The 25634-nt window shown below is 31.4% G+C and carries 25 protein-coding genes; 14 read left to right on the top strand and 11 right to left on the bottom strand.

Annotation, left to right across the window (positions count from 1 at the left end):
- Positions 1–994 precede the first annotated feature (994 nt).
- Entirely contained in the window at positions 995–1900 is a 906-nt protein-coding gene (locus QQZ16_RS02930; RefSeq protein ID WP_284561085.1) for a DUF3800 domain-containing protein, read from the top strand.
- Positions 1901–2398: 498 nt separating this feature from the next.
- Entirely contained in the window at positions 2399–3505 is a 1107-nt protein-coding gene (xerS, locus tag QQZ16_RS02925; RefSeq protein WP_251628496.1) for a tyrosine recombinase XerS, read from the top strand.
- An 82-nt stretch (positions 3506–3587) separates the two neighbouring features.
- Here the strand turns inward: xerS and QQZ16_RS02920 are convergent, their stop codons facing one another.
- The 3 genes from QQZ16_RS02920 to QQZ16_RS02910 all read right to left on the bottom strand — a co-directional run bounded on the left by QQZ16_RS02920 (position 3588) and on the right by QQZ16_RS02910 (position 4942).
- Entirely contained in the window at positions 3588–3809 is a 222-nt protein-coding gene (locus QQZ16_RS02920) for a hypothetical protein (RefSeq protein ID WP_284561084.1), read from the bottom strand.
- 84 nt (positions 3810–3893) lie between these two features.
- Positions 3894–4667, bottom strand: coding sequence for a hypothetical protein (locus QQZ16_RS02915; protein WP_284561083.1), 774 nt, complete (start codon positions 4665–4667; stop codon positions 3894–3896).
- A 17-nt stretch (positions 4668–4684) separates the two neighbouring features.
- Entirely contained in the window at positions 4685–4942 is a 258-nt protein-coding gene (locus QQZ16_RS02910; protein WP_251628510.1) for a helix-turn-helix domain-containing protein, read from the bottom strand.
- Positions 4943–5031: 89 nt separating this feature from the next.
- Here QQZ16_RS02910 and QQZ16_RS02905 point away from each other — a divergent pair, with 89 nt between their 5' ends.
- Together QQZ16_RS02905 and QQZ16_RS02900 are read left to right on the top strand one after the other, a co-directional pair.
- Positions 5032–6003, top strand: a complete 972-nt coding sequence (locus tag QQZ16_RS02905) for a DNA adenine methylase (RefSeq protein ID WP_251628512.1) — start codon at positions 5032–5034, stop codon at positions 6001–6003.
- Positions 6004–6202: 199 nt separating this feature from the next.
- Positions 6203–6715, top strand: a complete 513-nt coding sequence (locus tag QQZ16_RS02900) for a hypothetical protein (RefSeq protein WP_251628514.1) — start codon at positions 6203–6205, stop codon at positions 6713–6715.
- Positions 6716–6733: 18 nt separating this feature from the next.
- Here QQZ16_RS02900 and QQZ16_RS02895 read toward each other — a convergent pair whose 3' ends face one another.
- Positions 6734–7996: a Y-family DNA polymerase gene (locus QQZ16_RS02895; RefSeq protein WP_284561082.1), complete on the bottom strand. Its 1263-nt coding sequence runs from the start codon at positions 7994–7996 to the stop codon at positions 6734–6736.
- A gap of 10 nt (positions 7997–8006) precedes the next feature.
- Positions 8007–8228 carry a hypothetical protein gene (locus QQZ16_RS02890; protein ID WP_251628518.1) on the bottom strand — a complete coding sequence of 74 codons (222 nt, stop codon included), beginning with the start codon at positions 8226–8228 and terminating at the stop codon, positions 8007–8009.
- Positions 8229–8393: 165 nt separating this feature from the next.
- Here QQZ16_RS02890 and QQZ16_RS02885 point away from each other — a divergent pair, with 165 nt between their 5' ends.
- The gene (locus QQZ16_RS02885) at positions 8394–8798 is read left to right on the top strand and encodes a hypothetical protein (protein ID WP_284561081.1); all 405 of its coding nucleotides are present in this window, start codon (positions 8394–8396) and stop codon (positions 8796–8798) included.
- A 118-nt stretch (positions 8799–8916) separates the two neighbouring features.
- Here the strand turns inward: QQZ16_RS02885 and QQZ16_RS02880 are convergent, their stop codons facing one another.
- Together QQZ16_RS02880 and QQZ16_RS02875 are read right to left on the bottom strand one after the other, a co-directional pair.
- Positions 8917–9069 carry a hypothetical protein gene (locus QQZ16_RS02880; RefSeq protein WP_164463770.1) on the bottom strand — a complete coding sequence of 51 codons (153 nt, stop codon included), beginning with the start codon at positions 9067–9069 and terminating at the stop codon, positions 8917–8919.
- Positions 9070–9203: 134 nt separating this feature from the next.
- Positions 9204–10040: an ATP-dependent DNA ligase gene (locus QQZ16_RS02875; RefSeq protein WP_284561080.1), complete on the bottom strand. Its 837-nt coding sequence runs from the start codon at positions 10038–10040 to the stop codon at positions 9204–9206.
- A 350-nt stretch (positions 10041–10390) separates the two neighbouring features.
- On the opposite strand from QQZ16_RS02875, the gene QQZ16_RS02870 reads away from it, so the two are divergent.
- A complete protein-coding gene (locus QQZ16_RS02870; RefSeq protein WP_284561079.1) occupies positions 10391–11572 on the top strand; it encodes a hypothetical protein in 1182 nt (393 codons plus the stop codon).
- Positions 11565–12314: a hypothetical protein gene (locus QQZ16_RS02865; RefSeq protein ID WP_284561078.1), complete on the top strand. Its 750-nt coding sequence runs from the start codon at positions 11565–11567 to the stop codon at positions 12312–12314. Before QQZ16_RS02870 ends, QQZ16_RS02865 begins: the two co-directional genes overlap by 8 nt.
- Here QQZ16_RS02865 and QQZ16_RS02860 read toward each other — a convergent pair whose 3' ends face one another.
- The 4 genes from QQZ16_RS02860 to QQZ16_RS02845 are packed head-to-tail and all read right to left on the bottom strand — an operon-like array spanning position 12315 to position 16831.
- On the bottom strand, positions 12315–13013 hold the full coding sequence (locus QQZ16_RS02860) for a hypothetical protein (protein WP_251628536.1): 699 nt from the start codon (positions 13011–13013) through the stop codon (positions 12315–12317).
- The gene (locus QQZ16_RS02855) at positions 12956–13504 is read right to left on the bottom strand and encodes a hypothetical protein (protein ID WP_251628538.1); all 549 of its coding nucleotides are present in this window, start codon (positions 13502–13504) and stop codon (positions 12956–12958) included. The genes QQZ16_RS02860 and QQZ16_RS02855 overlap by 58 nt, the downstream gene beginning before the upstream one ends.
- A gap of 21 nt (positions 13505–13525) precedes the next feature.
- On the bottom strand, positions 13526–15598 hold the full coding sequence (locus QQZ16_RS02850) for a peptidoglycan DD-metalloendopeptidase family protein (protein ID WP_284561077.1): 2073 nt from the start codon (positions 15596–15598) through the stop codon (positions 13526–13528).
- A 6-nt stretch (positions 15599–15604) separates the two neighbouring features.
- The gene (locus QQZ16_RS02845; RefSeq protein WP_284561076.1) at positions 15605–16831 is read right to left on the bottom strand and encodes a hypothetical protein; all 1227 of its coding nucleotides are present in this window, start codon (positions 16829–16831) and stop codon (positions 15605–15607) included.
- 93 nt (positions 16832–16924) lie between these two features.
- On the opposite strand from QQZ16_RS02845, the gene QQZ16_RS02840 reads away from it, so the two are divergent.
- The 7 genes from QQZ16_RS02840 (at position 16925) to QQZ16_RS02810 (ending at position 25597) form a co-directional block, all read left to right on the top strand.
- Complete coding sequence (locus tag QQZ16_RS02840; RefSeq protein WP_284561075.1) at positions 16925–17818, top strand: aminotransferase class I/II-fold pyridoxal phosphate-dependent enzyme; 894 nt, start codon at positions 16925–16927, stop codon at positions 17816–17818.
- A complete protein-coding gene (locus tag QQZ16_RS02835) occupies positions 17815–19506 on the top strand; it encodes a B12-binding domain-containing radical SAM protein (RefSeq protein WP_031540733.1) in 1692 nt (563 codons plus the stop codon). Before QQZ16_RS02840 ends, QQZ16_RS02835 begins: the two co-directional genes overlap by 4 nt.
- The gene (locus QQZ16_RS02830) at positions 19503–21389 is read left to right on the top strand and encodes a RiPP maturation radical SAM C-methyltransferase (protein WP_031540732.1); all 1887 of its coding nucleotides are present in this window, start codon (positions 19503–19505) and stop codon (positions 21387–21389) included. The genes QQZ16_RS02835 and QQZ16_RS02830 overlap by 4 nt, the downstream gene beginning before the upstream one ends.
- 373 nt (positions 21390–21762) lie before the next feature.
- Positions 21763–22083, top strand: coding sequence for a hypothetical protein (locus QQZ16_RS02825; RefSeq protein ID WP_031540731.1), 321 nt, complete (start codon positions 21763–21765; stop codon positions 22081–22083).
- Positions 22084–22205: 122 nt separating this feature from the next.
- A complete protein-coding gene (locus QQZ16_RS02820) occupies positions 22206–22967 on the top strand; it encodes a class I SAM-dependent methyltransferase (protein ID WP_031540730.1) in 762 nt (253 codons plus the stop codon).
- 192 nt (positions 22968–23159) lie between these two features.
- Entirely contained in the window at positions 23160–23948 is a 789-nt protein-coding gene (locus QQZ16_RS02815) for an ABC transporter ATP-binding protein (protein WP_031540729.1), read from the top strand.
- Positions 23945–25597 (top strand): hypothetical protein, encoded by a 1653-nt coding sequence (locus tag QQZ16_RS02810; RefSeq protein WP_031540728.1) that lies wholly within the window; start codon positions 23945–23947, stop codon positions 25595–25597. Before QQZ16_RS02815 ends, QQZ16_RS02810 begins: the two co-directional genes overlap by 4 nt.
- Positions 25598–25634 lie beyond the last annotated feature (37 nt).

Raw genomic sequence — 25634 nt, 5'->3', positions numbered from 1 at the left:
TAATAACTTTAAATTCCCCTTTTAGGGTAGAGATGGTTTTCCTCCATACAGGATGGCAATAGGTTAATTTCTCTCCACAGTCAGGACAATTTGAAATTTCAGGACTGTAATAGATAGACTCGCTTGGATTCAACCTGTTTTTAGTACGCATAAATAAACACCAACTTAAATAATTAATAAGTCTATTATAACCTATTTTATCCGTTGGTGTTATTTATTCCGTGTAAGAAAAAAAATCAAATAAGTTAATTCGATCAATCGAGAAAAAGTCCAAAATCCTAAGATATGAGTTGAGAATTGCCAAGCGAATTGCTGACTTAGAAATGAATAAAGTAAAAATTACTTATCACCAGATACGAACTATTATTTTCAACAGAAGTGTCCCAAAACTAGCAAATGAGATTTCAATTTTAATAGATACACCGATTTTTAATGAGGATACCGAAAAAGTCCATAAAAATTCTAATTTAAAGAATGGCCGTTAATAAATTCAATATGTCAAAAGTATAAATCAAACAATGTTTATAATCGAAGTGACAAGATATTATGTTATTTTTGTGTCATTTTATTAATTGATGTATGTCGCAAACTAATAATAAAATGGACAACAGATGCACAATAATTAAAATAATTAGAGTATATAAATCCAAAATCCAAGCTAAAACATAAGGTTCAGTATATTTGTGTCACTTGTCAAGAAAAGGAGGAGTATATAAAGTTAGATCTAATTATTCGTATAATACCAGTTTTACGAATAGTTAGATGCATAGACGAATCAAACGTATGTTTGGTATAATAAACAAAAGAGCAATCCTTTATCAGGAACACTCTTTTGCAAAAAGACAGTTAATTTTCAGACACTCACATGAGTGCGTACTAATTAATCCATCAATATTTTCGGTCGCTCACGTGAGCGCGTATTTATTGTATATACATATTACTATACCCCTTTTATTGTGTCAATTAAGTAAACTTTGATTGGAAGGAATAAATGATGAAACAGGAAGCTTTAAATACCGAACAAGTAAATATTTTTTTTGATGAAAGTGGTAGCAACAATATTAAACAACGACCTACTTTAATGGCAGGCTTACTGATTCCAGAATCAATCTATAAATCTCTTGAATTTATTGAAATTAATAGAAAGCTAGTTAATCATGAGTTTTTACCTTTACACTGGACAGAATATTCAGGTTTTAAGCCACTCAAGAGAGACATTATAAAGGTTATAAAAGTATTTATAAATTACTCCCCTGTTTGTAAAATGAATATTATTAATTACGATGAAACTTCTTTAAGAGAAAGAAGAAGTTTTTATGACGATAAAGGTTTATCTAAGCTCATGATTTATACAAAATTACCAGAGCGAATATTATATGGCTTGTTACGAAACTATGGGAAAGATGTTAACATAAAAGCTGATTTGTTTATCGAGAATTCATCAAATTATTCCAAATTAGAGCTTGATAAACGCTTAGTAGAACAACTAAATACCCAATCCATGTATCGTGGTGAACAATTTAAGGTATTAAACTGTAAACTAACACCGAAAAAAAATGAAATTGGAGTTGAAATTGTAGATTTACTAATGGGTTTTGTAAGAACGATAATACAAAATAAGAAAGATAATTTGTCTAAAGGAGAATTAATGAGGAATTCCCTTGTTGTAGAACTTCTAAATGAACCTGCTTTTTATAATTTTGTTTGTAATATAAAATATTATGAATGGCAAAGTTCAAGAGAATTATCTGATGTTAAGTTTAAAGAGTATGTTGACCTTTTTTTAGCATCAAATTTAACAAAAATAACTTCCGATGCTGAAAAAAATGTAAAAATACAAAAGCCTAAAAGAATTAGAACAAAAACAAGAACTACAAGATGTTTTAGGTTTAATAAATAGAAAAAAATAGCTCAGCCCTGCCTTATAGGTAGCGGGGGAAAGCTATTTCCGTACAAGTATTACCAGCTCTACAATATCGGTAGTGGAGAAAGTAATACGTTATATTTGGAGTAATAATAACATTTATACATGAATAGTCAACAAAAATGTCAGGTTAGAGTGGTTTGAACGTGTAATTTCCATAGGAAATTACTAAAAAAACATTTTCGATATCACATACGGTAAATAGTGAAAATAATTGTAGAATGCCCCTACCCTTTTACGTCTAAAACACTGGAATTTTTATAATATTGTTAGCGTTCCCTTATATCTCTAGATATCATTTAGTAGTAATGATGCAATAAATACAAGAATAAGGCATTTACTTAATGATCTTGGAAGATATCCATTTTTATTAAAAGTTTGAAACGATAAGTTGATGGTAAAGTAATTATGTTAACAAATGTTCGTAATAATTGTATTATACGAACAAATGTTCTTGTTTGGAGGTGGACGGAATTGGCTATTACAAAACAACATGAATATTATGAAAGACGACTAGAGGAACTTCTAAAGGAAATGCCAGACTTTATAAATGAATATGTAGAAGCCAAAATGGATAATCGCTCCCCTCTTACTCTATTCAATTATGTTAGAGATTATAAGGAGTTTTTATCTTGGTTAATGGCTGATGAAAGAGTCAAGTGGTCTAGTTTAAAAACATTTCCAGTTGGGATATTAGGATCCCTGCCCCTATCTGATGCACAAGATTATTTCAAATATGTCGGTCGGAAAAAGTACGAGAAAGCAAATGAATCTCATAAAATAAGTTCAAAAACGGTTAATAGGCATAAGTCCTCCCTTCGTTCGCTTTTCAATTATTTAACGATTGAAGCAGAAGTTTCAGGAACACAAGGTGAACCTTACTTTCATCGAAATGTAATGAAAAAAATTCCTATCAAGAAAGTTTCGGAAACTTTTAATGAAAGAGCACGGAAGATTTCGGAGAAGATTTTTATAGGAAATGAAGATCTGGATTTTTTGGAGTATATAAAAAACGACTATGAAAACACTCTTTCGGCTTCGGAATTAAAGTTCTTTAAACGTGATAAGGAACGAAATTTTGCTATCATTTCATTATTTTTGGGTAGCGGAATTAGAGTAAATGAATTGATAGAATTACGTCTTAAAGATATAGATAGTAAAAATAACGAAATAAGTATTATTAGAAAAGGTGGCAAGAAAGATACTATTCCAGTTACTCCTTCTTCGATGTTAGATGTATTAGATTATCTAACTATTAGAACTGAAAGGTATAAAGCAGGAAATGAGGACAGTCAGTATCTATTTGTTAAACAATATAAGGGAGAAACGCTCCCTCTTACTGCTCGTGCTGTTGAGAATATAGTTTATAAGTATACCAAATCATTTGATAAACGAATGGCCCCCCATAAATTAAGACATACTTACGCTACTAATTTAGCTGAACAAACAGGAGGAGACATTCCACTTATTATGAACCAATTGGGGCATACTCAATCTGATATTTCCTTACTTTATATCAATACATCTAGAGAAAAAGCTAAGCTTGCTGCAGAACGACTTGATCAAAGGAGAAAAAAATAAAAAGGGAGCATTAATGTGAAAACTTTAATGCTCCCTTTTTGTTTAATCATTTGTAGTGTTATGTATTATAAATAACGCACTTCTACTGAAGGATGAGATCCTGAATAGCTATTCCTATATCGTTTTTTATTTTATCTGAAACCATAACAATTAATGAAATGTGGTAAATTTCCTTGGTTGTGTTATTTTTATCTTCAATAAAATCTATTTCTTCATAGGCATTCTCAATATTAATTTTAGTTGCTATTTTTGTTTCACCTATTGTGAAAATTACTTCTGCATTTTTATTTTTTTTATAACACAATCTAACTCCCTTCCTCCTACTTAGTAGGTGAACAGTTTGTAATTTCCTTCATGTTACCTTTCAAAAGCAACATTTATTTAAACTTCATATTTTATAATTAAGCTCTTTCCTTTTACTTTCTCTTTTATAAAACTTTAATAGAAAATCAACTACTATCCCATAAGTTTGATGAAGTGAAGATAACCAAACTTTAGGATGTATATAACCTAATAATCCACCAATAATCAATTTATTAAAGTAGAATTTTGTATTGTATGAATTATACTTTGTGTAAATGATTCCTGGAACCTCTAAGTCGTTCACTACTATTATGTTATTGTTACTAGGTCGAACTAGCATTCTCTCTTTCTCAAGATCGGAAACTCTAATAATAACTTTATATTTTCTAGGTGAATTTTCATGCATATGTGAAAAGTAATAAGAATTGAAGCTTGGCTCCATATTTTTTTCCTCTTGATGAAACCATATGTATTTTTTTCTTTTACTTTTAAATTTCATTACATAATTTGTCTTGGCACTAATTTTAGCTTTCAATCGTATTTTTCCTGTTTGTAAAAAATACTGGTAATCTTCATCAGTTATGGAATTAGTGTAATGTATTAAGTGCTTATCTTTGATTTCCTCATATTTATTTGAAGTAATAGGATAAACATAAAAATTATTTGTTTTTCTTAGATAAAATTCATATGAAATAAATAATAGTATAAATAGAGACCATGTTAACAATTTTCCTACAAGTAGGTTAGTAACCAATATTAAAGAAGTAAATAGGAAAACAAAAATAAAAATAGATAATAAAGCCATTGGCAGATGTACTAATACCCTAACTGTTCCTAATTTTTTATTAAAAAACTTCATAAATTGCCCCCTCTTTCTTATTCTGAATCTGATTCCGCTTCCTTCTTTTCTACACCAAACCAAACTTCCATTGCGTCCTTCGAAAGTATCCACTCTTTTTTTGTATCAAATTTACTTTGGTGATATTTTAACAAGCCGAGTTCAATCATTTTTTCGGTTTTTTGCCATTTTTTTTTATTTGATGGTTTTAAATAGTTTCTTATTGTATCGGCAGGAAGACCCCACCTTTCAGCAGCTTCTGAAACTGTCATAAAATTATCAATTGTTTTCTTCATAAAAAAATCCTTTCTATGCTGTTCTACTACCATTTTAAACCGTATACGGTTATAATACAACTATATAAGGTTCTTACAGGAGTGTAGTTATGACAAAAAATTATAAATGTCAGTATTGTTATAATGAAGAAGTAGAGGATCTTACCTTTAATAAAGATAAAACTGGATATTGGTGTGAGGTATGTGATGGATTTACCTTAATTAATCAAATGGATAAAGGAAGGTATTTACTCATATTAGAAGAATCCTCTGGAAAAAATGAACCCATTCCTTCTTCTATTAAGTTTAAAAAGAGACTCTCGCCTTTACGTTATCCTGGTGGTAAGAGTAAAATGGTCAATTACATATATAATCAACTCGATAATAAAAAAATGAATCACTTTGTTTCACCATATACAGGTGGTGGAAGTGTAGAATTCGCATTGTTAGAAGCTGGAGTTATTAACCACTTACATATAAATGATAAGGATTTTGGTGTATACGCCCTTTATTGGGTAATTTTTAATATGCCATTTGCTTTAACGGAACGATTGAAAACATATACTCCTTCACATGAGGATTTTTACAAAGCACAACTTACTATTAAGAAGGACTTTGACAAAATAAACATTGTAGAGGCAGCGTGGAATACTTTGATTGTTAACAGGTTAGCTTATTCCGGAATATTTAATGCTAATCCACTGGGAGGAAAGAAAGGTACACCGCAACAATTAACTTCTAGGTGGAATCCAGATGAACTAATAAGACGAATTGAAAAATTACATTCCTTTTCAGACCAAGTAACGATATCTAATCAGGATGCTTGTGAAATGATTGAAGAGAGTTATTGGTGGGATCAAACTACTATTTTTATTGACCCCCCATATGTCAATAAAGCCTCTTCACTATATCGATGTTATTACAAAGAAGAGGATCATATTAAACTTAATTGTTTATTAGATAATTTATATCATGGTTTTGATGGTGCAGATTTAATTATAACTTATGACAATAATGAATGGCTGGAGAGCTTATATTTATACCCAACTGTTAAAGCTGTATCAAGAGCTTACACCGTTTAAATATCAAGAACATTTTAAAATCGTCGATAATAATAGTAGATAAGAAAGGGGATTGTAAATTATAATGAGTTGGCCGTTCAGTAAAGAAAGATTTTTTTTATATCTCTCATATGTTATATATAGTTTTATAGTTATCTATGCTATTACTTACATATATCCAAAATACTTTAATGAAACGATAGTTATATTCCTTGCTGTAATGTTTTTTAGTTATGGTGCATACTTGATATCCCGCTTAACTGGTGTTTATAAAAAGGTTCAGGGAATCGAAAGGGACATTTATCGACAAGAAATTAAGAAAGCATATGCTCATTTCTTTTCAGAAAAAAAAAGCGATATTAGGAATTTCGCTTCTTCAAAGGAAAAGAAAGTGGAAAAAGAGGAATGGATAGAATTTGAAAAGGCTCAATGGTCTTGGAAAGGGAAAACTAACCGTGAATTAACAGCTGTAGAGAGGTATTTCAAAACAGAAAATAATTTAAGACGGATAAACACTTTCGATAGGATTATAAATCTCATTTCTTCTCATTGTTACGGATTCTTTATTTTAGTTAATCCTCTCTATGCTTTTCTAACAACTATTCCAGTAGTTATCATTTCATTAGTACTATTTTTAATCCACACAAAACTAAGAAGAAAACTTCATGAATTATATATTGAAGTATACCCCGAAAATATTCGGGAGACATTGGAGAGTCTTGGTATAAAATAAAGTCCCCCTTTAGGGGGATTAGGCTCTATGACCACCAACCAATTTGGAACGGTGTACAGCTGTTCCTCCTGGAGTATAGGAGACTGCCCTTAGTAAAGAGGTGGGGCCAAATTTATTTCTTAATTCGTCTACTACATAACCAATTTTTCGTTTCTTCCAACTATTATTATCAAATAGATCCAATTGCACTTCGTAATCATCTACAAGTTTTGACAAACTAACAGATATTTGTCTAACAGTTTGTCCGCGATAATTTTCTCTCATAATATCCAAACATACCTTATATACATCCATGGTTACATTAGTAGGATTTTCGATTGTTCTTGACCGATTAAATCCACCACCATACTCATCTCGACTATATCCTAACCCAAAACTTATAGTACGAACCGCATGGTGATTCTTTCTTGCTCTTTTACATACCTCTTCGCACATTTCTAATACTACAGTTTCTATCTCTTTTCTTTCCTTGTAATCCCGAAGTAATATTTGGCTTTTACCGTAACTGACTTGTCCATCCATAATTGGTGCTCCAATTTCGGACAAGTCTATTCCCCAAGCATGATGATACAATTGGTTTCCTAATATTCCAAACTTACTTTCTAGTAATTTCAAATCGTACCTAGCAAGTTGCCCTATTGAAAATATCCCCATTCTGTTTAGAGTTTTTTCAGTTCGCTTACCAATTCCCCACATTTCACTCAATGGTGATATAGGCCATAATTTCTTTTGTACATCATTGAAAGTCCAAGTTGCAATACCACTATCCACCTTTTTAGCTTCTAAATCTAAACACAGTTTTGCCATAAGTATATTTGGACCGATTCCTACTGTAGAGGGGAGCCCGAAATCACTATAAATATCATATTGAATTTGTTTAGCTATTTCTTGGGGTGTTCCCCATTTATCAGATGGTCCAAGTTCTAAAAAGCTTTCATCGATGGAGTAAACATGTACTTTATTAGGAGGTACATACCTATAGAATAATTTAACTATTTCTGTAGATACGCGGACAAACAAGGACATCGATGGATTCACTACTACAATTCGAGGATCTTTTGGAATTTCAAACTTCCGAGAACCAGTTTTTATTTTAAAATCTCTTTTCATAGCAGGAGAGGCAGCAAGTACTACACTCCCCTCCCTCTCCGTATTTCCTACTACAGCTAAGTGACAGGTAAGAGGGTCGAGTCCTAATAATACAGCTGAAACAGAAGCATAAAATGACTTCATATCGACTGCTAGTATGTTTTTATTAGGAAACTGAGAGTAGTCGAACATAAACAATCACCTATTTTGTTATTTTGCTTATCGATGAAAAAGGTAAATATAAAATTTCTTCTGTGTTATCCTTTACTAAACGAAAGTGCTTATTGTTGTAATCAATAAATATGGTTTTCCCTGTTATGATTGCCTCACCTAATGCTGGATGGGCAAAAACATAAAAAGAAACAGAAGAATTAGTTTCCATTGCATTATAAATTGTTTCTTCCTCTAAAAAAGAATAAGCCATTACTATCTCCTCCAATTAACATAAAAAATTATATAAGAACTTATGTTCGATTTCAATGTTATTTTCTTACTGTTAAATTAATTTCACTATAAAGAGAGCAAAATGTTTGACCTATTTTGACTAACCAGATAAAATAACGGTAATAAATGGATAAAGAGGTGCCCTATGGAAATTGAAAAGATATATCGTAAATTAGACGAAGACATTTACACTTTTGGAGATCATTTTAGTGGTGGAGAAGAACACAAATACATTTCTTCGGAAGCACTTATTAGTAAATCGTTACTTGAGGATTTGAGAGAAGTACTTGATGAAAATCAAAATGGATACGACCAAGAAGTAGTAAATAAAGTTCTCCATCTTGTTAGATACAATGGTCCAATTGATAATTATGCTAATTTTAATGAAAATGTGTATGCTGGAGAGATACTTTCTGAATTGCCATATGAAGAAGATAGTGATCCTGGAGAGATTGCAGGCAACCAAGCTGCAGATAAAAGACAAGACCTTTTAAATGAAGCAAGTGATGATATTAAAGAATTAATGGAAGCTTTATCTTCTTTACTTTAAGTCATAACGGATTGAAATTTATGTTACAAGGGTATATTATAATATATAAGAATCAAACTAAAAAAACCAAGGAGCTAGAACTCCTTGGACAACTACTTACGAGTGGTATGCTAAATTGTTATTTAGAAGACCCACCCTTATGCTTCCGACGGCGCGGGGTGGGTTTTCGTTTGTTCTTCTTTTTGCTTGCAAAGCGATTTGCATAGCCTGCAGCTAGAGTAGTAAAAAAAATTTTTGCTACATCTTTGAGTAAGTCCAATACGAAATCCATTTGTATGTCACCTCCTTTCCCTCTTAGACAGGAAAAGAGTGCATACCACCCGCACCTATGTAGTTGTATCACCATTATATCACACCATTTTTTCATTAGGACAAACAAAAACCCCTTACATTATGTAAAGGGTGTTAAATTATAAATTTTTGAAAGCTAGCACTTCTCATAAAACCTTTAGAAGTTAAACATTGATATTTAACTTCTCCTTTTAGAAGTGGATCTAAATAAACAAAGTTCTTATCTTCCCCGATAATTAATTGTTTTGATATTTTATAAAAGGCTTCCCTTTCCTTTTTGGGGACAAATTCCACAATTCCTCTTGATTGGTTCCCTTCTTTTATCAACCATCCAAAAGAATGTTTTTTATATCCATAAATATTTCCTATTAAGAATTGGTAATTTTTGATTTTTTGGAAAGCGAAGGTTCGACTATCTAATTTATATTTAGATGAGAGGTTTTTACTTACTATCCCCTCTAAGCCTAGCTTCTTCACTTTATTAAATAGGGTTTGTCCATCGTTAAATGAAGTAGCTGCTGAAATTAGATGGTCGTTAACAATAATCGAACTTAAGATATCTAATCTCTTTTCTAAGGGATCATGTATTGTAGATACTCCATTAAGGAAAAGAATATCAAATGCAACGAAGTGTACGGGGATGGATTTTGCGAGAGAATCAATTTTATCTCTTTGAGACGCTTGAAATCGTGTCATAAGGGATTCGAAATTCGGTTTGGGTATTTCACTATTTTTATCAAGAACAATCATTTCTCCGTCCAATATACATGTTCGAACAGGCAAGTTTATATTAAGTAATTCAATGTACTTTACTGTAACATCATTTCCATGTCTAGTGTAGATAGTGATTTTCCCATGATCGTAATGAAATAATGCTCTATGTCCGTCAAATTTCAACTGATGTATATAATTTGAATCAGTTGATATAATCTCGGATGGTTGTAATAACATTGGTTTTAAAGGAGTGTTTAGCACAGATTTATCACCTCTTCTAATATCATAACAGAGACAGATAGGACCATAAATAGAACGTTATTGTTAAAAGAGGAATAATGTGGTTTTAACTTAACTAAGGAAAAGCCCTTCAGTTTATTAAAAGGGCTTAAGTGTGGGGATTCATGTTGTAAGACTAATATATAACCATCCCGTCTATTTTATGCATTTGAAGTCTGTTTGATTTTGTTATATTTGGTTACCGTTTTAGCCTGGCTAAGTACATTGACTAAACTTTGGTAATAATTTATAATTTAGTTATAAATGATGTAGTTTTTGTTTTGTTTATAAAAGGGAGAGGGTCAGGTATGAATACAGTATTAACTTTCCTTAATGGTTTTGTTCAGTACCGAAGAGGAAAACAAACAGGGTTAGCAGGTTTATTGGGACTTATTCTATTTGTATTGGCAGTTTACAGATGGGATATCACTTATCCAATTTTGGAATCTCTTAAAATCATTGATTTCTTTGATAAATTAGGTTTGATTTATGAAGGTGAACCAGGGACATCTTTGTATGCAATAATGATGTTTTTAACAAGAGCAGCTATAGTGATTATGATATTTTTAGCACTTGCTTTAATTTTAAGTTTATTTCTCATGATTATTGGTTCTTCGAAGTTAGGACAAGACTTATTAGCATATGTGGTACTGACTATCATGACTCCCCTTTTAGTATTATGGATGTTAGGATATTATATTGCTTATTGTTTTGGATTTCGTACTAAAAAAGAAAAGGCAGAGGAATCATATGAAAAATGGCATCAAGATACTTTCGGAGAACACTCTGATAGATATAAAGATGAGCAATTAAAGTATGAAGAGGCTAGGCTTTCCGCTCCCGATTTATTAAAAAAATACTGTACTACTTACTATATAGAGGATACAATTAGTCATTTAAATAGATTGCCTATTTTTGGTGATACAGTTTTCATGCTAGGAGAAACCTATGATGGATCACTCTATATCTTAATGCCTGACCCTTTATTGAAATATAATAGAAAGATGGATATCGAATATAGGAGGGACTATTCTACTCCTATTAAAGCAGTACCATTTACTGTGAAAAATGTTGTGTTAGAAAAAAAAGATGATTCTAATATCATGAAATATAGACCAGAAAAAATGGTCATTTCTTTAAAGAAAAATCCCGAGTATAATGTAAATAGTGAATTAATTAAATATGAATTTTTAGTAGATATAGACTTTTGGGATATCAAGTCTTTTTATATGCCGGATATTGATATAAAAGACATTAAACATTACATTAGCTCTTTCGGCAAAAGAAATGATTATCGAATTTATTTAGAAGATAAGGTAGAAAAATATTTTTCTCAAAAACAACATCTTTTAAATTTTTTATATAGAGACATATCAAGCGAAAAATTTCAAGAAGTTACTAATGACCTTAAAGAATTAAATGCAACAAATGAAGATATAGTTAAAATGATAAATGATTCTCCCAAAATACTAGGAGTGAATAATGAATAAAGAAACTTTAATAGAATTGTTAATTCCTCATAAAGAACATTTAACAACGGTAGGCAAGTGGGAAGAATATGCTTCAAAGCACAACCTACCATCCTATTACTCATTAAGAAAGTTCTTTAATGATTGGAACGAAATTAGAAGCGCTTTAGGAACAGAGATAAAGGGAAAATATGATCGAAATAGCCTTATTCAAATCGGAAAGGAACATAAAGAGCACGCTAAAACAATAAGAATGTGGAAAGATTACTCTGCTAATCAAACACTAGATCTTCCCTCTCCTGGTCAGATTTTAACAGTATTTAAAGATTGGTCATCGTTTAAAAATGCCATTGGAGTAGAGAATGAAAGAACTCCGAAGTATACAAAGCAAAAAATAAAAGAAGTTCTTGAAGAACATAATGAATTTTTTATTTCACGTTCTCAATGGGATATATATGCTTCTGAGAATAAATTACCAACTTATAAAACAATTAGAAATCATTATACGTACGATGAAATATTGGATATAGTAGGAAAGAAAAAAGTTTTTAATTTATCAAAAGAAGAACTAATAAAACTTACATTAAAACCAGAGTATTTTTACAAATTTCTTAACTCGTCTAAAACAAAATGGGATGAATTTGCAAGGGCAAATAATCTCCCATCGTCGTATAAATATATCCAAACATTCGATACATGGTTAAAAGCAAAAGAGGAAATTGACAATGCATATTTAATAAATTCAAGAGGTACGGATGAATAGTTAATCCGTACCTTCTATCTGTTTTACGATATCCCAAGCGGAAGTGACTATTGAAAATGTAGAGTGTTGATGCTCCAACGAATGAGAGTATTCAGAAGGAGATATGAAAAAATTAACTTTTTTAGATATGTCATCTTTATATAAAATTTCTAATAAAACTTTATTTGAGTTTGGACCAATTCCTCCCTTAGATTCCTTAACTTTAAGTCCTTCAATTGTTCCATTTCTAGAAATTCTTTTTATGATTTCTTTAACCACTAACTCCTTATTTTCTTCTTTTGATTGAAATAAATCCTGTGAAAGTACTTCAACATCAAAAGCAGAAGTAAAATAATCTATATTATTTTGTAATAATCCAGTCATAAAATAGTTTATGACGTTCCTCTCAGGAGAAACGTCACTATGTTGGTTTGGTTCGTAAAAACCTAAATCTAATTCCATGTTAACCTTTGCATTCTTTTTTGCCCACTCCATCGTTTTATTTTGGTAGCTTTCATTCATTGAAATTTCTTCTGCTACTTCATTTTGCATTTCCTTTAAATCAACAGGAGTTAATTTTTGATTGGATGAAATACTAATATAAATAACTACACAAATTGTTAGAATTGAAACGCTTATGATCCAAAAGTATTTTTTTTTCATTATTTTTTCACTTCTTCCAGTGCTGCACTCGCAAGCTCTTCTCTTAATATTTTCCATTGATTAGCAATATTCGCTTGTTCTTTTTTTATTTCTAAATATTCTTGTCTTAGTCCATCTTTATCAACAGTAGCATATTCATCGCTACTACTATTATTGGCACTATCAATTGCTGTAAGTAATAACTGATGGGAGCGGTTGACTAGAACAATAAGATTTTGGTGAGTCTCAAATAGTTCAGGATTTACATCTAATGCTTCTACATTTGAAACAAGTTCATTTGATTTTTTTATTGTTTCTATCATTATTTTAGCGAATTGATTATTACTTACCTCATGGGTGTATAGACCATCCAAAGAGTTATTGAAATTTGTTAATATACTCGTCATTTCAGTAATATATTCCTGTAACGATTCATCGTAGTCTTTAAGATAATTAATATTATCCTCTGTAACTTTAATATTTGCATTAGAACTAGACGAACACCCACTTAAAAATATAGCTAAAACGATTAATATGATAGAAAATCGTAGTTTACTAATTAATTTCATTTTTCACACCTCTATATTAGGTTAAAATTTAATGTACAAAGCAGGATTTTTAGCATTGGCTTTGTTTGAAGTCCAAGCAGGTGAGTGAATTTCGAAATGCAAATGTGGTCCAGTCACATTCCCAGTACTACCCATGTATCCTAAAAACTGCCCTTGTTTTACTTTTGTGCCAGCAGAAACAGCTCTATTTTGCATATGTGCATATACAGTTTCATAATTCTTACCACCTATTGTATGTTGAATGTAAACAACATTCCCATATGAACTACTTAGATACGATCTATGCACTATACCATCTGCGACTGCATAAATTTTCACATTGGATCTTCCGCCTAATCCAATATCGATACCATAGTGAGTAGCACCCCATCTTGCACCAAATCCAGATGTTACTTTTCCTGTTGTAGGTCTGATAAAACTGCCTGGATTTAGTTCTGGAGAATCAGAACCACCGCTATAGGTAGCACTTGTTTTGAATTTTTCTGCTCTAGCTAATACATCATTAACATACCAATCTGCATGATTATATTGGTATATTGCTTTTCTTTTATCTTTCGAATATCCATTTTTAGATAGATAATTAGCAGCAGTAAAAATAGCATCTTCTAATGTAAACGGATCGGCTTTTCCATCATTATTACCGTCTACGCCGTACCCACCACCAGCTTTAATTACACTTAGGTTGGTTATATCGGTATTACTTGATACTCTTCCCCCTCCAATATTATATTTCCAGCCTGCCCAGGTACTAGGAAGAAATTGCATGTGGCCAACGGCTCCTGCATACGATATCATCGGTTTGATTGTACTAAAAGCTGTTTCTTTACTATGTATAGCAGCTAATGTATACCAATGAACCCCGTACTTTTTTTCTGCTGATAGATAAATAGGCATATATTGAGGAGGAACCCCCGCTCCAGGGATAATATCACCATCATAGCTAATATCATCAAAACCGAAGACACCGCCGTTCCCCTTTAGCCAATCAATATAATTTATATCTCCCTCTAGAAAGCTATAATTGGCCTCTATTAGCATTTTTTCGTCTAATCCTAGGCCCATAGAATTTAAAATGGAATCGAAATTAGCATAATCTTGTGTTACTTGTTTACTAGAATCAAAGTATTGTTGTCTAGTTTTAGTAGTCGTCTTTACTTCAATAACTTTATCCACCTTAACTGTCTTAGTTTTTAAAAGATATACTTTTGTATATCCAGTAGTGTTAACGTTATATTTCTCTTGTCTTTTCTCTTCCGCAAGTAAGGACTTCCAACTTTTACTACTGGAATTAAAAAATGGATAATAAGGATCCGTTTGATCTGCTAAATATGCAGGTACACTTAATGCTTTCCAATACTCCACCTTTTTGTCTACTTTTATAGTTTTATGAGTAATTACTGTGTTCGATTTCCATGCTGTTACTTTTGGTTTATAGGTAAATATAGTAGAGCCATTCCAATATTCTACAGAATTTAATTTCGTAACCATGTTTTTGGTATGCTGAATCTTTCCAACATCACACTTTTTACCTTCTTCACAAACGATTACCTGCTTTTCTTTCCATTCATCATACTGGCCATATTCGAACTCCGGTGCTAGTTTTGTTGCCATATTTTTGATTATTCCTTTTGTTTGTTTAAGACTATAATCTTTTTGTTCAAAGAAATCTAACATAATAGTAGAAGATATAAGCCCTTCAGGTACTCGATAAGGTCTTTCCAATTCGCTATTCATATTAACAGTTGATTGAGATTGCTCTTTAATATAAGCTTGTATCTTTGCATCATCGCCACTTAATTTACTATCTGTGGTCCAAAAAAAAGATAAGGCAACAGATATTAGAACAGTTACAATTATTGTTCCTAAGATTATTAAGATCCCAGGTACTCCAACAGTTCCAATAATCCATGATAGAATTTGTTTTAATACTTTTAAAATTACTTTTATTGCTGCCTTTAAGGCCTTTTTTCCAATAGCGACAGCTTTCTTTTTAAGTTTTTTAGAAAAGGGTTTAGATAGAAATCTACCTAATCCCTTCATCCCATTAACTAGCTTTTCATTGAGGGTTTCTTGAGTATTTTTATTATCACTCATAAATTATCACCTTAATGAACTAGTAAATGCTTTATTTCTTTGCATTTCTAATTGTTTTCTTGCAAAATTACGTTTATTCGGTACGGCATATGACATTAAATCTTCAGGTTTAAGTGAAGTTGTAAAATCACTATCCGAATCATTGAAATTAGGAACTAGTTTTTTATTTCGGACTTCGCAATTTGCTGTTATTATCTTATCATTTTGAACTCTTGCGTCTCCTGGTCCATAAGGAGAAATTCGATAAGTTGTTCCGTTTTTAGTACCTGTCATATAGCTTCTATTATGATCGACCACCATTTTTATATTTTCCATTTCGTTAAGTGCATCTTTTATATAGTATTGACCACTATCAACTAACTGATTGTAGCTTTGAACTTCTTGTATTACTCTTGGAGACTTACTGGTATTTCGATTGGTAAATAATTGATTAGGATTTACATTAATCTTAGGAGCAGGTATTTTCCCACCACCACTGTCTAAAGAGTAGGAAGAACTTGCGGATAATAATTGACCATCTCTAACAGTTAAATCCTGATAAACCACTTGGTTATTTTTTAAACCAGAGTGACCTGATGCCATACGTGACACTACATGGGTTTGACCAGTTTTATCCCTAACTTGAACTACTGTATTTTTACTATCAGTTACCATTTGAATGGCACCTTGTGCAATTTCAGTTTGGCCATTATCTAAAGTAATCGTTTGAGCCATATGTGCTACATCAGAAATTTCTTTTATTTGTTTATTAACTGCATTGTTATATGGGTTAAAGCCCTTTAGACCAAAAGCCTTTGAGTTGTTCATGCTTGGAGCGGCATATTTAGCCATAACTTGATATCCTCCAACCCCAGCTACAACTCCACCAGCATAAGCAACGGCATCTCGGAATTTTGCTTGCTTCTCTACCAAATTACTTGGAGTATAAGACTTATAATCATTTACAAAAGCTTTTCCGCCCTCTATAAGGCTTTCTTTTGCAACAGAAACTAACTGAGTAGGATTTTGTGCTAGACTATTTAGGTTTGGCTTGTTTTTAATAAATGAAGTGGCTGTTGTCATACCAAGTGTTTTTGTAGCATGACCAATTTTCGTATCTCCTACAAATTGACTTACTTCTTTAAGGCCTGAAGCACCCATCACCCCTTGTACTAGACCATTTCCTAATCCTGCTGTAAAACGTCCCGCTGAATTCTGGATAATTCTTTGTCCTAAAGGAAGATTAGGTGGCATAGATTTTTGAACTGATGAAAATATCTCTTGTGCTTTTCCGCTTGAATCAAAGTTTTGGTATGCTTGAGCACGAGGTAAATTACTGTTAACTATATGCCAGAAAATCCTATGGAAGATCCATTGATTAAAGAACTAGCAATATATTTAGACATACCACAAGAGTATATTTTTACTTGTTCTGGTATAAGCCAGGCTATTCACTCTATATCAAATTTTAAAACATGGGAAAGAATCGTTATAACTACTCCTGAATTTGGTTTATATTCGCTCGTAGCTAGTGAGACTGGAAAAGAGGTTATTACCATTCAGGTTGATACTTTTGATTGTTTAATTGATTTTTATAAAAAGAATGATAGTCGAAAAAATGATATTTTATGTTTCTCATCTCCAAGGTGGTTTGATGGGATTAGAATTACTAAAGACCAATTAACTACTTTACTCACTAATTTCCATGGCTTCTTATTTATTGATGAGGCATATATTGATTATAGCAATACAGAAGACTGGACGTTAGACTTTTGTTTAAATAATGAACGAATTATCCTAGCCCGTTCTTTCTCTAAAGGCTGGTATTTACCAGGTCTACGGACAGGCTACATTGTCAGTAAATATTTACCATCTACTTTTAGAAAACAGAATATAGTACCACATTCAGTAACAAGTTATTCAATAGAGTTTATTAAACAAATGCTAAACGATAGGGATTTAATGAATCATTTTATTAAAATTAGAAAGAATGTGATAAATTTAAGAGAATATGCGTATTTACACTTATTACAAATTGATGGAGTTAAACCAGTTAATTCAGAGGCTAATTTTTCGTGTGTCCATTTCGACCCTGAAAAATTTAATAACGAAAGACTAGCGGGTGTAACCATAGAAGGTGTAAAAGTATTAAATTTGCCAGAAGTTATTTTAAAATATGCAATTTGGGAAAAAGATGATATTGATAATATGCTTAAACACATTAAGGATTGTAGGATATGAAAATACGTTTATATACGTTACCTTTAGTTTCGTTAGCATACCCTAATTTAAGCGTACCAACCTTATTAGGATACTTAAAAGATAGATTTCAAATTGATCAGAAGGATTTATCAATAAGTATAACAAACTTATTGACTCATGAAAATTTACTGGCTGAATATACAAACCTTAGGGAAAATATTACCAATATAGAGAAGGAATATTTGGATAGTATCCTAAACATTGAAAATTCCTTAAATATCATAAGAAATAAAGACTTATTTAATTTCCCTGACTATATAAAAGCAACAAAAACTATTAATGATTGTTTAGAATTATTATCATATAAATTTGGATGTAGTTGGAACTTAACAAAATTTTCCTTTTTAAGAAAACCAAACAGTGTGAATGAACTATTAAAATTCGTTGACGAACTAAGTTTATTTGATACGATTTTTGATGATGAAGTAAAATTATTAAATAATGATAAAAGAGACATAATTGGACTCTCAGTTTCCTATGCAGAACAGTTACCCTTTGCACTACGATTTAGTCAAAAGTTAAAAGAAAAATTCCCTAATGTAAAAGTTATTTTTGGAGGAAGTTATATTACCCATGCAGCAGCAAATATAAAATCAATTATGGATGACAGTGAACTAATTGATGTAGCGGTGTTATTTAATGGAGAGTTAGTTTTAGAGCAGATAATTAATTCTTATAAGAATTTTGGAAAGGTAACTTCTGATATACCAAATGTTTTTTACAGAGATAAGGGAAGGGTTAAAAATAATTTTTTTAAAAAAAATCATGGTTGTGTGAATGATATAATCCCATCATATGACGGGATTAATCTAGATAAATATTTAAGTCCTGAAAGAGTATTACCAGTAATGTTATCTTCAGGATGTAAGCACGGTAAATGTTCCTTTTGTTCACATCATTATAACCACGGAAAATTTAATGGTTTTAAAAAAAACCAAACAATTATTGATGAGTTTAAATGTATTACTCAAAAATATAAAACGAAAAATATTTATTTCGTAGATGCATATTTAACCATAGAAAAACTTATGGAAGTTGCTAGTTTAATTAAATTTAATGATATTAAAATTAAATGGATGACTGAGACTAGAATAGATCCATTATTATCAGAGAAGGAAATTGTTAGCGAAATTAAAAAATCGGGCTGTGTCTTACTCTCATTTGGTATAGAATCATACAATAGGTCAACTTTGAAATCTATGTACAAGGAAATTAATGTAGATTGTATTCCACAGGTAATGGACACATTGGCAAATCATAATATTACAACATGTATAACATTAATTACTGGTTATCCTGGTGAAACAATTAAACAAATGGAACATTCTCTTAATCAAGCATTTTCTAATGAAGATATTGATTTAGTCGGAGTTTCAGCTTTTGGTTTAATGGAAAACTCCCCTATGCATCTATTACCCCAAAAATGGGGTTTATCTCATTTGAAAAAGAAAGATTTCCTCAGTTTAGAATATAACTTTAAATTCAAAGATGTTGAATATAATCAGAGTAATATATTTAACTTAATCAATAGTATAACAAAGGAAAACAATCTTCAAATATTTAGAGATGTTCAAAGAATTATTCAAAACAGGGTTCATTTCTTCTTTATTACAAAAAAACAATTACAAGAAATTAAGAGAATTAGCAAGGGAATGATAAGTAGGTGAATATTCTATTAATTAATATGCCGTTTGCAAGTATTATAAGGCCACCACTTGGATTAGAAATATTAAAAAATATTGCCGTAGAGAAAGGTCACAATTGTGATGTTATAAATTTGAATATTAGTTTTGCAAAAATGATGGGATTAGAATTTTACGAACTTGTGGCAGGATACGATTCAACTGATCTAATTGGAGAATGGATTTTTTCACAACATGTTTTTGATAAAAGTACCGAAGATGAGACAAACGAGTTTGTTGAGTATATTACAGCTAAGTCTAGAACAATGATACATTCTTGGCGTGAAAAAGAGAAACTATTAAGTTTAATAAATGCAGGAAGAAAGACTTCGGATGAGTTTTTAAAAAACATTATACAGAATATTGATTTTTCTAAATATCAGATTGTGGGTTTTACGAATAGTTTTCAGCAAACGATGGCTTCCATAGCCCTAATAAAGCAAATAAAAAAGATATATCCTAATCAATTGATAATAATGGGTGGAGCGAATTGTTTTGGTGAAATGGGTGTGGAACTAATAAATACCTTTAAGGATATCGATGGTGTATGCATTGGTGAAGGTGAAGGTGCTTTTATAAATTTATTAGATAATTTCAGTGTTTTCAGTGAATCACCAAGTGAAAATATTATTGTAGGATTCGCAACCAAAAAAGGATATAAGTATATTGATATTGATAATAGCTATAATTTAAATAATAATAGTATTCCAAACTTTGGTAGTTATTTCAAGGAATTATTTCAAAGTTTCCCAGAAAAGCAAAAGGAAACAGTGATATTATATGAAGGTTCAAGAGGGTGCTGGTGGGGAGAAAAACATCAATGTGTCTTTTGTGGCCTAAATGCAAATGCTATTGAATATAAAGGTAAATTACAGAAAAAAATTTACAATGAAATGAAAACATTAATTGAAAGTTATGGTGAACACACAAACACACTATTTTTCACAGATAATATAATGAGCATGGAATACTTTGAATATATCTTACCAAAATTAAAACAAGACAAGATTAAAATTGATATGTTTATGGAAGTAAAGAGTAACTTAAATGAACAACAAGTTTGTGTTTTAAAAGAAGCTGGTGTAACTAAGATACAGCCAGGAATAGAAAGTTTAGCCACTAATAGTTTGAAGTTAATGAACAAAGGAGTAGATCTATTACAAAACCTTAGACTATTACGGTTATGTAAAGAATATGGTATTATACCTTTTTGGAACATTATTTTTGGATTTAGTGGGGAAAGTTCAGAAGAAATACAGGGTCAGATAGATATTATGAAAAAAATAAATCATTTACAGCCTCCTGTGGCAATCTCTAAAATTAGGTTGGATAGGTTCAGTCCCTACTTTAATGAACAGAAAAAATATAATATTCGAATAAACGGACCGATTAAGAGCTATAAATATATTTATCGGGATAAGGGAATAAATATCAATAAACTAGCTTATTATTTTGATTATAATAATGATGCTGTATTTGAAAATAAAATTCTTAATGAATTTGTGTCTCAATTTGAAAATTGGAAAGATAATTTCAATCAAACGGACTTATTTATGTATCAAAGGAACATGGATAAATTTGTCTGTAGAATTGGGGAATCAAACAGTATTTATAAATTGAATGAAATACAAGGGAAAATTCTTGTATATGCAAGAAATATAACCTCAATTAAAAAAATTATTGAAAATGTCATAAAGGATGTTGATTGTAATGAAGAGGATATTCTTTCTAATATTCAAGAGTTAGAGAAACTTGGATTTATAATTATGGAGAGGAATAAACTTTTGACAATAGTTTTACAATTCAATCCATATATCCCCAGTGAAAATCTAATACAAAATGCATTAAATGCTACAAGTATTAGTTAGTATAAATCAATCCTCTTGAAAAGGCTAATAATAAAAAACCATAAAGAGAAAAGTTTGTACAAAGATTCTTGTCTTTTTTTGTACAAGCTTTTTTGTCCTAAACTTTCTCAAAGGGTTCAAAGGGTATTGTACAAACTATCTTGTCGTTTTTGTCCAGAGATTTATGTCGGTGAACATTGTTTGAGCCAAGTGGTAACCTCGTTAGATTAACGAATGATATAATTAGAGATATGTAGACAGGATATTTGTTAAGTATCTGCATCTATTGGCAGGTGCTTATTTCTTTAAAGAGCGGAAAATCTTTCCCACTCTATTAAAAGGCAGACATCTAATAAATCATTTACTAATAAGCAAAGGAGTAATAGGTGTTTACATGAAAAAAATATATATTGTTTTAGCAACCTTAACAATTGAAACAGTGCTAATTTGGTTTGCATCCTATTTACTGCAATGGAAATTTGTCGACACCATCTTTTTAGGTAGTCTATTGCTTTTTGGAATAGTTTATCTCATCCGCTTATACATTCATCAAACAAACACAGTATTTAACGCAAATATAGCAGGCTGGACATGGGAGGAAGCTGGAATTGGTCCGTTTCGTTTTCGTGTGTCACCAATTATTATTGGACTTATTCTCTATATAATAATTAGTTTTTTTGTCACGTTGATAACCTATTATTCTTATTTTTTATAGCAAATATAAAGTAAAGGAAGGGTAGATCATGACTTCTTTAGAGCATGAAAGATAAAACCGTTATTGCAGAGGTCCTCCACTAATTTTTTAGATGAATAAGAAAAATAGAGGAGGAATGGAGCGTGAAAGAGATTAATTTTCACAAATATTTAGAAGAGATAAAGGAGAAGTTTACAGGATGGGATTTTTCTAGTATCCATGACACAGGACGAATCCAAAGCAGCTTGCTTTCTTGGTCTTACGGAAGTAAGGTGGTTGCTGCCATGCAGGATGCTACAACAGTATTAGATATGGGAACCGGTGGAGGAGAATTTCTGTCTTTATTAAATGGCTATTTTCCACCAACAATTTATGCTACAGAAGGATATAAACCGAATGTATCAATTGCCAAAAAGAAGTTAGAACCATTAGGTGTAAGCGTATATGAAGTGGTCGATGATGAACAATTGCCATTTTCCGACCAACATTTTGATTTGATTATCAATAGGCACGAATCTTACTCGGTAAAAGAGCTAAAGAGAATAGTGAAGCCAAATGGAATCTTTCTTACTCAGCAAGTCGGAGGTTGGGATTGTAAGGAAATAAATGAATGGTTTGGAACTTCGGTTAATCCGGAATTTAAAGAGTGGAAGCTTCTATCTGCACTCGAAATGTTCCCAGTGGACGAATGGGAAATCGTTGAGCAAAAGGAGGATTTTCCAATCCAGCGTTTCTATGACTTGGGTGCATTGATTTATTATTTAAAAGCGATTCCTTGGCAAGTTCCTGATTTCAGCATTAAGAAGTACGAGGATGCCCTGTATCGTCTGTATCTGCACATCGGAAAAGTAGGTTATTTTGATGTAACCCAATCAAGATTTTTTCTTAAAGTGAAATGTAAATAAGATAATGTGACACTAATCACCTATAGAGCCTTGGAAATTGGCTACTATAGGTTTTTTTTGTAAACAATCACCCCTAATTATAAGGAGTGGGAAGTGAGATAATCGTGACAGAAAATTCACCTGGTTATTGGGAGGTTTTTTCCTTTTTTTCTAGAATGGTAGAAAAGAGATGTGTAGGAAGGAGCAAATGAGATGGTTGGTGAAGAAATTATTACAATAAAGAACTTACGAAAAAACTATGGCACCGAGGAAGTACTAAAAGGAGTGGATTTACATGTATATCGAGGAGAAATTATTGGATATATAGGTCCGAATGGTGCAGGAAAAAGTACTACAGTTAAAATTATTCTCGGTATAGAGGGAAATTATCGTGGAGAAGTAATGCTTTTTGGCAAAAATATTAGGGATGATTCGATGGAATATAAGCGAAAAATCGGTTATGTACCAGAAATAGCAGAAGTATATGATAATCTAACGGCATATGAGTATTTAACATTTATCGGTCAACTATATGGAATGAGTGCAGAGTTTGTTGAACATAAGGCAAAAAGATTAATGGAACTGTTTGGTATAGGAGAGGTATATCATTCGCGAATCTCCTCTTATTCAAAAGGGATGCGTCAAAAGCTGTTAATTATATCAAGTGTCTTGCATAATCCAGATATTCTTTTTCTAGATGAGCCAATCAATGGACTTGATGCGAATAGTGTGATGGTGTTTAAGGAGATTCTTGCCCAGTTTGCATCAAGCGGAAAAACGATATTTTATTCGTCACACATAATGGATGTAGTAGAAAAAATAAGCAGTAGAATCATTCTATTGAACGATGGAAAGATAGTGATAGACGGAAGCTTCAAAGAGTTACAAACACAAAACGAACAAGGTAGCTTGGAAGGAATCTTCAATCAATTAACTGGCTTTAACAACCATAAAGAAATAGGCGAATCCTTTGTATCCATTGTGCAAGAGGTACAATCATGAGAGAATTTACTATATTAAAGTTCTTTGACCGTTTTAAAGGTTTATTTTTGAAAATAGGTATCGATTATTCCGTTTTAAGAACGATTTTACAAGTGAAACTGACAATGGATCAACGTAAGCTTCCAACCATCTTCTCCCAATCTAATCAGAGAAAAGAAAAGAAAGAAGATAAATATGCCTATATAAAATCGTTATGGCTGTATGCTTTTATGGGGTTGATTCTTATTCCATTGATGGCCTTCGGTGATAATTACTTATTTCAAATGAGCATTTCTTTCGGAATTATTTTATTTCTGGTCATGACCTCGATGATTTCTGATTTTTCAGGTGTTTTGTTAGATGTTCGGGATAAACATATACTACATACGAAACCAATAAATAGGCGCACAATTAATGCAGCAAAAGTTCTGCATATTATGATTTATCTTTCTCAATTAACGATAACTATTACACTTATTCCGTTAGTTGTATGTCTTGTTAAACAAGGATTTATCTTTTTTCTGTTGACAGTTGTACTACTTGTTTTAGCAAATTTATTTATTGTTGTTATCACGGCATTACTTTACTTGGCTATCCTTCGATTTTTTGATGGAGAAAAACTTAAGGATATGATTAATTACGTACAGATTGGTTTGTCTATTGTCATAATGATAGGATACCAGGTTGTCATTCGGAGCTTTGAATTAGTTGATTTACATATTGTGTATCAAGTGCATTGGTGGCATGTTTTCTTTGTTCCAATGTGGTTCGCAGCACCATATGAGTGGATATTGAATGGCAATATCAACACGATGATTATTTTGCTAGCAGCTCTTGCGATTATTTTACCAATTGCAGCTATTATCATTTATGGAAAGCTAATTCCTAGCTTTGAGAAAAATTTAGAAAAGTTAACTAGTCAAAGTAAAGCGAGAAAAGGTAAGGTCTCAAAATGGGGAGAACTGCTATTATCGTTTTTAATGAACAACAAGGAAGAAAAAGCATTCTATCAATTTACAGGGCAAATGATTAGGCAAGAAAGAGATTTTAAATTAAAGGTATATCCATCATTAGGTTTTTCGATTGTTATTCCCTTTATCTTTCTTTATAGTGGAACAAATTTGGAAGATGTTTCATTTACAACAAGTTCCTCGTATTTAACCATTTATTTTACGATGATTAATATTCCGACGATAATTTTTATGATGCGGTATTCAGGGAAATATAAAGGTGCATGTATTTTTACGATTCTTCCAATCTCTGATTTTTCTATGTATTATAAAGGAGCATTAAAAGCGCTAATTATAAAATTATATTTACCAATCTATTTTTTAATAAGCATTGTTTTTTTGTTTTTGTTTGGAATGCGAATTATACCAGATTTATTAGTAGTATTTATCTCCGCTTTCCTCTATTCAGTGATTTGCTATGGAATGCTAGATAAAGAAGTGCCTTTTTCTATGTCATTTGATTCAGGAGCGAATCAGCAAAGTTGGAGGTTATTTCTGCTCTTGCTTCCGTTGCCGATTTTAGCAGGAATTCATTATATCAGTATATCTCTTCCATTTGGTGTTTATATTTATGGGATATTGCTTTTCTTTGTTAATCTTATCCTTTGGAAGAAGATACAAAGGAAGGGAAGTACTTATTCAAAGAGGGTTTATTCGTAAAATGCTGGCATAGCAATAAGGAAACAGGGTAAGCAAG

It is taken from the genome of Bacillus sp. T2.9-1 (assembly GCF_950097965.1).
Taxonomy (GTDB): Bacteria; Bacillota; Bacilli; order Bacillales; family Cytobacillaceae; genus Niallia; species Niallia hominis.
Note: the sequence above shows the minus strand (reverse complement) of the source record. Positions and strands in the feature narration are given on the sequence as shown.

Bases quoted from the DNA above. Each gene is read 5' to 3' on its own strand.
- QQZ16_RS02885 (WP_284561081.1), top strand. From the start codon at position 8,394: ATGGAAATTGAAAAGATATATCGTAAATTAGACGAAGACATTTACACT.
- QQZ16_RS02875 (WP_284561080.1), bottom strand. From the start codon at position 10,040: ATGTTATTACAACCATCCGAGATTATATCAACTGATTCAAATTATATA.
- QQZ16_RS02855 (WP_251628538.1), bottom strand. From the start codon at position 13,504: ATGAAATTAATTAGTAAACTACGATTTTCTATCATATTAATCGTTTTA.
- QQZ16_RS02910 (WP_251628510.1), bottom strand. From the start codon at position 4,942: ATGAAGAAAACAATTGATAATTTTATGACAGTTTCAGAAGCTGCTGAA.
- QQZ16_RS02880 (WP_164463770.1), bottom strand. From the start codon at position 9,069: ATGGATTTCGTATTGGACTTACTCAAAGATGTAGCAAAAATTTTTTTT.
- QQZ16_RS02915 (WP_284561083.1), bottom strand. From the start codon at position 4,667: ATGAAGTTTTTTAATAAAAAATTAGGAACAGTTAGGGTATTAGTACAT.
- QQZ16_RS02890 (WP_251628518.1), bottom strand. From the start codon at position 8,228: ATGGCTTATTCTTTTTTAGAGGAAGAAACAATTTATAATGCAATGGAA.
- QQZ16_RS02930 (WP_284561085.1), top strand. From the start codon at position 995: ATGAAACAGGAAGCTTTAAATACCGAACAAGTAAATATTTTTTTTGAT.
- QQZ16_RS02850 (WP_284561077.1), bottom strand. From the start codon at position 15,598: ATGAGTGATAATAAAAATACTCAAGAAACCCTCAATGAAAAGCTAGTT.
- QQZ16_RS02900 (WP_251628514.1), top strand. From the start codon at position 6,203: ATGTTTTTTAGTTATGGTGCATACTTGATATCCCGCTTAACTGGTGTT.
- QQZ16_RS02870 (WP_284561079.1), top strand. From the start codon at position 10,391: ATGAATACAGTATTAACTTTCCTTAATGGTTTTGTTCAGTACCGAAGA.
- QQZ16_RS02810 (WP_031540728.1), top strand. From the start codon at position 23,945: ATGAGAGAATTTACTATATTAAAGTTCTTTGACCGTTTTAAAGGTTTA.
- QQZ16_RS02860 (WP_251628536.1), bottom strand. From the start codon at position 13,013: ATGGAAAATATTAAGAGAAGAGCTTGCGAGTGCAGCACTGGAAGAAGT.
- QQZ16_RS02895 (WP_284561082.1), bottom strand. From the start codon at position 7,996: ATGTTCGACTACTCTCAGTTTCCTAATAAAAACATACTAGCAGTCGAT.
- QQZ16_RS02835 (WP_031540733.1), top strand. From the start codon at position 17,815: ATGAAAATACGTTTATATACGTTACCTTTAGTTTCGTTAGCATACCCT.
- QQZ16_RS02815 (WP_031540729.1), top strand. From the start codon at position 23,160: ATGGTTGGTGAAGAAATTATTACAATAAAGAACTTACGAAAAAACTAT.
- QQZ16_RS02845 (WP_284561076.1), bottom strand. From the start codon at position 16,831: ATGCCACCTAATCTTCCTTTAGGACAAAGAATTATCCAGAATTCAGCG.
- QQZ16_RS02865 (WP_284561078.1), top strand. From the start codon at position 11,565: ATGAATAAAGAAACTTTAATAGAATTGTTAATTCCTCATAAAGAACAT.
- QQZ16_RS02840 (WP_284561075.1), top strand. From the start codon at position 16,925: ATGCCAGAAAATCCTATGGAAGATCCATTGATTAAAGAACTAGCAATA.
- QQZ16_RS02825 (WP_031540731.1), top strand. From the start codon at position 21,763: ATGAAAAAAATATATATTGTTTTAGCAACCTTAACAATTGAAACAGTG.
- QQZ16_RS02905 (WP_251628512.1), top strand. From the start codon at position 5,032: ATGACAAAAAATTATAAATGTCAGTATTGTTATAATGAAGAAGTAGAG.